General features: G+C 47.0%; 7 protein-coding genes. All 7 read right to left on the bottom strand.

Annotation, left to right across the window (positions count from 1 at the left end; all coding sequences use genetic code 11):
• Positions 1-183 precede the first annotated feature (183 nt).
• Positions 184-1131, bottom strand: coding sequence for a glycosyltransferase (locus A3751_RS01925; protein WP_068451509.1), 948 nt, complete (start codon positions 1129-1131; stop codon positions 184-186).
• Entirely contained in the window at positions 1128-2231 is a 1104-nt protein-coding gene (locus tag A3751_RS01930; protein WP_068451512.1) for a DegT/DnrJ/EryC1/StrS aminotransferase family protein, read from the bottom strand. The genes A3751_RS01925 and A3751_RS01930 overlap by 4 nt, the downstream gene beginning before the upstream one ends.
• A 55-nt stretch (positions 2232-2286) precedes the next feature.
• Complete coding sequence (locus A3751_RS01935; RefSeq protein ID WP_068451516.1) at positions 2287-2715, bottom strand: FdtA/QdtA family cupin domain-containing protein; 429 nt, start codon at positions 2713-2715, stop codon at positions 2287-2289.
• Positions 2705-3574: a glucose-1-phosphate thymidylyltransferase RfbA gene (gene rfbA / locus A3751_RS01940; protein WP_068451518.1), complete on the bottom strand. Its 870-nt coding sequence runs from the start codon at positions 3572-3574 to the stop codon at positions 2705-2707. The genes A3751_RS01935 and rfbA overlap by 11 nt, the downstream gene beginning before the upstream one ends.
• Before the next feature lie 22 nt (positions 3575-3596).
• Complete coding sequence (gene rfbB, locus A3751_RS01945) at positions 3597-4661, bottom strand: dTDP-glucose 4,6-dehydratase (RefSeq protein WP_068451521.1); 1065 nt, start codon at positions 4659-4661, stop codon at positions 3597-3599.
• A gap of 58 nt (positions 4662-4719) precedes the next feature.
• Positions 4720-5715 (bottom strand): WavE lipopolysaccharide synthesis family protein, encoded by a 996-nt coding sequence (locus tag A3751_RS01950; RefSeq protein ID WP_068451524.1) that lies wholly within the window; start codon positions 5713-5715, stop codon positions 4720-4722.
• The coding region (locus A3751_RS01955) for a glycosyltransferase (protein ID WP_231876818.1) at positions 5708-6541 on the bottom strand (834 nt) is incomplete at its 5' end. The genes A3751_RS01955 and A3751_RS01950, both read right to left, overlap by 8 nt.

Consider the following 6541-nt stretch of genomic DNA (forward strand, 5'->3'; position numbering starts at 1 on the left):
TTGGCATCTCTACCGAAGAGAACGGAACCATCCTTAACGGCGGCCTAATTGCGCAAAAAGAGAGCTTTGGTGGTAGAGGGTTAGCGATCGATACTTACACGTTGCCATTAGACAGCGCGAAATCCGTTTAAACCGATTAGCACAAGCCCGAAACAACTAGCCGAACAACGTTTCGCCCTAGGCCTACTTTCTAAGCTTCTTATAAGCTTTCCATACAGGCTTGATTGGCACGCCTGAGAGAATGGCGCGCAGTACATCTGAAAAGGAAGGCGCTTGCTCTAGGGCTGAGAGCCACATTACATACCTGTTTCTGCGCATGAGCAGCTTCGAGATGTATTTTTTGTCCTTGCGTGGAGCCGCGTCTAAATCACTGAGATGGCACTTTATGTCGCTCACCTCACGCTTGGCATCCGTGACTAAGCGGTAAAGCTGGTCATCTTTTGCGACGTCATCATAAAAAGAAACCCCGATACCGACGCGGTATTTTAAGAGTGACGTGTGAAGGTAACAGATGTTTCCCAAACAAAGCGCTCTAAATGTATTAACCCTGTCATCATTGATTATATAGCTTGGTATTCGACCAAAATGGTTAAACACCTGCGAATGATACGCGGGGCAACATCCATAAATAGTGGCTCGCCTGTTCACTAAGCGTTTGAATGTGTATTTTTTTTGCGGCTTGGCCGACGCAGAGAAGGAAGAAACCATGTCGCCGCTTTCATCAATCTCATCATATCTTGCAACAATAAGCGGTGGCCGGTCGTTCGCTAGCCAACATGCGTAGGTTTCCTCCACCCGCGTCGGTTCCGAGATATCATCACCCGCTTGAAACACCATAAGCGTATTCTCGAACTGCCCAGACAATTTGTTTAGCTGCGCATTCAAGCCAAGGTTCTGGTCATTACGCCAATACTCGATAGTCAGCTCCGACGGAGCCGACTTAATGACATCCTCAATGACTTCCTGAGTTCCATCTGATGAAGCATCATCCATAATGATGAGTCGCGAGGGATAGCACGTCTGATTGATTGCTGAATCTATCGCTTCGCGCACAAATTTCTTTTGATTATATACAAAACAAATAAATACGACGTCGTCGAGTACCTTCGGTTGCCCATTGGATAACGTCATGCTGAGAACCCATTAACGGCTTTAATCACGTGTTCAACTTCTTGTTCCGTCATGCAAGGCGATATCGGCAAGCTTAAAACAGTGCGGCTCAGCCTCTCAGTCACGGGCAAAGAAAGGTCATTAAAATGGGGGTAGGCTTTCTGTTGATGCGCAGGGATCGGATAGTGCACGAGCGTCTTCACGCCATTATCAGCAAGGTAAGCTTGGAGCGCATCACGCGCTTCACACTGCACAACGAACAAATGCCAAACATGTTCTTCAGTGATTCCGCTATAAGGTAGCGTTAAAAATTTAGACGAAATATCTGTTAGATACTTCTGAGCGATCGCTCGCCTTACCGCAATCTCTTGATCCAGATACTTCAACTTAACGGACAGCATCGCAGCTTGAATTTCATCCAAACGACTATTCACACCTTGCAAACCATGAACATAGCGCTCTTCAGACCCGTAGTTTCTCAGTGAGCGAAGCGTGTCCGCAAGCTCAGAATCGTCCGTCGTGATTGCTCCACCATCACCCAGCGCACCTAGAACCTTTCCGGGATAAAAGCTGAACGCGCCCGCATCGCCCCAAGCACCAGCTCGAATGCCTTCACGCGCAGCACCGTGAGCCTGGGCACAATCCTCAATCACGAGAATATCGTTTGCTTTCGCCCAAGCGCTAAGCTCTTGCATAGGACAGAGCTGCCCGTATAAGTGCACAGGCATGATTGCCTTGGTCTTGGAGGTTACCTGCTTTTGTACTTGTTCTAGTGAAAGGTTATACGTTGACACGTCGGGCTCAACGAAGATTGGAACTAACCCGCACTCGGTAATTGCGAGCACACTTGCCACATAGGTGTTCCCGGGAACAAGCACGTGATCACCACGGTTCAAACGCCCTAGCTCCATCCATGCACGCATAATCAAGCGAAGCGCATCAAACCCATTGCCCACACCGACACAATAGTTTGTGCCGCACCAACCAGAAAAACGATGCTCAAAAGAAGACAGTTTTTCGCCTTGAATATACCACCCAGAATCGACAACCTCTTCACACGCCGCTATCAATTCGCTTCGATACTGCGCGTTAACAGCTTTCAAATCTAAGAACTCAACCATGTGTACTTCTATACCTTTCTTTGTATTTGGCGGAATGACAGCAGATCATTGATTGCTACTGAGCAAGAAGACTCTTTTGATGCTTAAACGCATCGTATGAACGAATGTAATCGGCTTCATCATAGCATTCGCTAGCAATAACCAGCAGCACGCAGTCATGGCTAAAATCGCGCATCTCTCGCCACACTAACCCGCCCATATATAAACCTTTACTGGGGGAATCTAACAAATGGGAGGAGCTTCCGCTCTCGGTTTCGACATCAAAAACACAGGACCCAGATAGAGCAATCGCTACCTGCTTCAAACTCTGGTGAGCATGAAACCCTCTTTTCACGTTTTCTGCAGTTTGGAAAATGTAGTAAATCCTTTTAATTTCAAAAGGTATTTCTTTGAACTGCTCCAGCGCTATTAATTCCCCTCTCGAGTCCCCTAAACTTGAGAAAAGCAGCTCTCTCACATCACTTTCCGTGGGGTTAATGCCCATCTAAAATCTCTTTCAAATATTGTCCGTAACTGTTTTTGATAAACTTTTCAGCCGTTTTCAAAACATCTGCTTCACTCAGCCAACCCGCTTTAAACGCTATTTCTTCTAGGCAGGCAACCTTATAGCCCTGACGATGTTCAAGCGTTTGCACGAAATGAGAGGCTTCTAGCAAACTGTCATGAGTTCCCGTATCAAGCCAAGCAAAACCACGCCCAAGCAACTCAACATTTAACTTACCTGCGTTCAAGTACTCCGCATTCACACAAGTAATTTCCAGCTCTCCGCGGTGAGAAGGTTTGATATTTTTCGCTATTTCGACCACGTCGTTGTCATAAAAATACAAACCGGTAACCGCATACTTGCTCTTTGGCTTCTCTGGCTTTTCTTCAATGGATAGCGCTTTGTAGTTTTCATCAAATTCCACAACACCAAAACGCTCAGGATCTTTTACCTTATAACAAAAAACGGTGGCGCCGGAGTCTTGCTGTGCAGCCAGTTTTAGTTTCGGTCTGAAGCCCTGCCCATAGAAAATATTATCGCCAAGCACCAAACTAACCGAGTCGTTTCCAATAAATTCTTCGCCAATAATAAACGCTTCCGCTAACCCGTTTGGACTGGGCTGAACAGCATACGACAAAGACACACCAAACTGACTGCCGTCTCCGAGCAATCGCTGAAAAGCCGCCAGATCATCTGGCGTCGTAATGATCAATATGTCGCGAATCTCAGCTAACATCAAAACAGACAAGGGATAATAAATCATCGGTTTGTCATAGACAGGTAAAAGCTGTTTGGAGACTCCCATCGTAATCGGATGGAGCCTCGTTCCCGAACCACCCGCCAAAATAATGCCCTTCATCATTGCTCCTTGTCGCTGATGCCTAGTCGCTGATGCCTAGTCGTTCTCGATTGTAAGACCCATCAAGCACGCGCTGCCACCAGTCTTGGTTTTCCAAAAACCACTCAACCGTTTTTCTCAAGCCCGTTTCAAAGCTTTCCTTTGGTTGCCACCCAAGATCAGACTGAATCTTGGACGAATCAATCGCATAGCGAAGATCGTGCCCTGGCCGGTCGGCAACAAATTGAATCAAATCGACGTATCGTTCAACGCCGACAGGAAGGCAAGGTCTGAGCTCTTCTAGAATGGAACAAATACCTTTTACAACATCGATGTTTCGAACTTCGTTGTTACCACCGATATTGTATGTTTCGCCCACCTTCCCCTCTTCGATAACGCGAACAAGGGCTCGAGCATGATCTTCAACATAAAGCCAGTCGCGAATTTGAAGTCCATTGCCATAGACAGGCAACGGCCTTCCCTCAAGCGCATTCAAAATCATCAACGGAATAAGCTTTTCAGGGAAGTGATACGGCCCATAATTGTTGGAACAGTTGGTGACAATTGCTGGCAAGCCGTATGTCCGGTTCCAAGCCCTCACTAAGTGGTCACTAGACGCTTTCGTAGCCGCGTACGGACTGCTGGGTTTGTAAGAGGTCGATTCAGTAAATAGTGAGCCATCGTCTTCGAGATCACCGTAAACCTCATCCGTCGAGATATGATGAAAGCGAAACGCGCTTTGCTGATCACTATTTAAGGAAGTCCAATATTGACGAGCAACTTCCAATAACTGAAATGTACCCACTATGTTCGTTTGGATGAAATCGGCTGCACCATCAATAGATCTATCTACATGACTCTCTGCCGCGAGATTCATAATCGCATCTGGTTCAAACGTATTAACCAAACGCGACATAAGCTCTCGATCGGCGATATCCGCCTGATAGAACCGATAGCGTTCATGACCTTCAATCGAGCTTAAAGACTCTAAATTACCGGCATAAGTGAGCTTATCAACGTTCAAAACGTGATGCTCGCAGTCCTGAATAAGGTGTCTTATCAAAGCAGACCCTATAAAACCCGCTCCGCCTGTTACCAGTATTTTCATATAATGTGTTTGAACCTATCTATATTGTCTTCTCAGACGGCAGAATAGCCTATCTGCTTTAAGCCTTCTTCTTGAGCCTCTTTAGCGCCTCTTCCAATAACTTTGCGGCAAGCAGAAAAGCTCGGAGAAAGTTCCGCTTTCGAATCCGCAATGGCGCCATCCCAAGCGGAAACTCTGCATCACAATATTTTTTGTAAAGCACCTGCCAATCATCGAAGTTCACATAAGTGAGGCGTCCACTAAGGCGGTTCGCCCGCTCTTGAGGGCCAAATTTGCTACATAGCCCTAAACCAATCAGCTCGGGCTCACCAATCACAAAGTTATTGGCATAAATTCGTTCTGAGCGCGCAATGAGATCGTCCGGTGCGTCGTGAAGGTGCTCTACATTCAAGCTGGCATCATACTGCTGAAGAGCAACAAGCAAGAGTTTTTGCGTGCAATCTATTTTGTAATGCGGCGCGCCCCAATATTGCTTTTGGCCATTGCGTGTTTGGTCATAAGCGAGATCAGGCAAATTACTCATACCCCATAACGCGCGAACATCTTCGGTTCGCCCAAAGTAAAAAAAGTCACACATGTGTAGCGCAACTCTCCTTGATCTGGCGTAAGCTCTGGTAAAGGTGTTGTTCACCACGACCCGCTCGCTGAGAAAGCGATCTTCTTCACAGCGCTCTGGAAAGGACGCTTGCAGAAATTTGAACTGATCACCCACTAGATAGTTATCAGAACGTAACTTCATCGCATAAGGCGTTTTTACTCGCTTCAACCCTTCTCGAGAAGAAACGATCTGGCGATTATTGTTGGATGCATCGGGCTTGCCGTCTGCGGTATATTCCGTGATATTGCTACCCGGATCTTCATTTAACAAAAGCTCATCGTAATCTAAGCCTTCGACCGGTTGGCCCTGCCATGTCGACAAAATAACATGCGCCCCTGGCAGGTGATGACGAACGCTGGTCAGACACTTCTCGGTAATGCCCTCGTCCATAGCCCGATCAGGGCTCGCCACAACAGGCCCTTGAACCACAACGGTAATATCGGAGTTTTTAATCATAGCGAGCATTCCGAGCCTGTCTTTCGGCACAGGAGATATAGTGTAGAGCGACTTTATCGGATTGAAGAAAAGAAAGCATCTCTGCACTCACCGGTTTGTCTTCTTCGAGCGCCCGATCGATCAACTTGGCGAGCTCTCTGTGGTTTCCCTTCTCACAAACATAGTCAGCGGAGCCGTTCGCTAACAGTTCACGCGCCCCACCTGCATCGGTACTCACCACTGGGGTTCCGGCCACAATGCTTTCGACAATCACGGTAGGCAAGCCTTCAATATCAGAACTCAGCACATAAAGGCTCGCATGCTGATAGACCGCATTTAGAGGAGAGTAAAACCCGAGAAACCGAACGCGATGGTCAATTCCGAGCTCCTTCGCGAGCCGCTGCAGTTCTGGCAATCCCCGCCCCTCTCCGAAAATAACCAAGTCGTGCGTTTCTCTTGATGACGACTCAGCAAAGGCACGAAGCAGCACATCGAAACGCTTGGTGCGATCAGGCCGCCCAGCAGACATAATGAACTTCTCGGGTAGCTCAAGCGCGCAAGGCTGTTGCGCAAGGGCTTTCATTTTTTCGAAATCAAAGCCGTTGTAGATCGTTTCAATAGACTGCGGTTTGGCTTTAATCAAAGCAAGCATATCCTCTTTTGCGCTATCAGAGACGCAAAGCAAATGTTTGTTAGAATAAATTTTTTGATAAAGCTTGTGATAGAAGTATTTCTTAATGCCTCTTCTTCGGCCAACTAAGTTGACATACTTACAACTATGCACGACCACATAGCTTGGCGCAGAATAAGCAGAAAAAGGCAGAAAATTTGTACCGTGAAAAAACAC

The sequence above is a fragment of the Oleiphilus sp. HI0080 genome (assembly GCF_001635135.1).

What these genes read in the sequence shown, in the direction of transcription:
- A3751_RS01925 (WP_068451509.1), bottom strand. Translation starts at nt 1,131, where the DNA reads ATGACGTTATCCAATGGGCAACCGAAGGTACTCGACGACGTCGTATTT.
- A3751_RS01930 (WP_068451512.1), bottom strand. Translation starts at nt 2,231, where the DNA reads ATGGTTGAGTTCTTAGATTTGAAAGCTGTTAACGCGCAGTATCGAAGC.
- A3751_RS01935 (WP_068451516.1), bottom strand. Translation starts at nt 2,715, where the DNA reads ATGGGCATTAACCCCACGGAAAGTGATGTGAGAGAGCTGCTTTTCTCA.
- rfbA (WP_068451518.1), bottom strand. Translation starts at nt 3,574, where the DNA reads ATGAAGGGCATTATTTTGGCGGGTGGTTCGGGAACGAGGCTCCATCCG.
- rfbB (WP_068451521.1), bottom strand. Translation starts at nt 4,661, where the DNA reads ATGAAAATACTGGTAACAGGCGGAGCGGGTTTTATAGGGTCTGCTTTG.
- A3751_RS01950 (WP_068451524.1), bottom strand. Translation starts at nt 5,715, where the DNA reads ATGATTAAAAACTCCGATATTACCGTTGTGGTTCAAGGGCCTGTTGTG.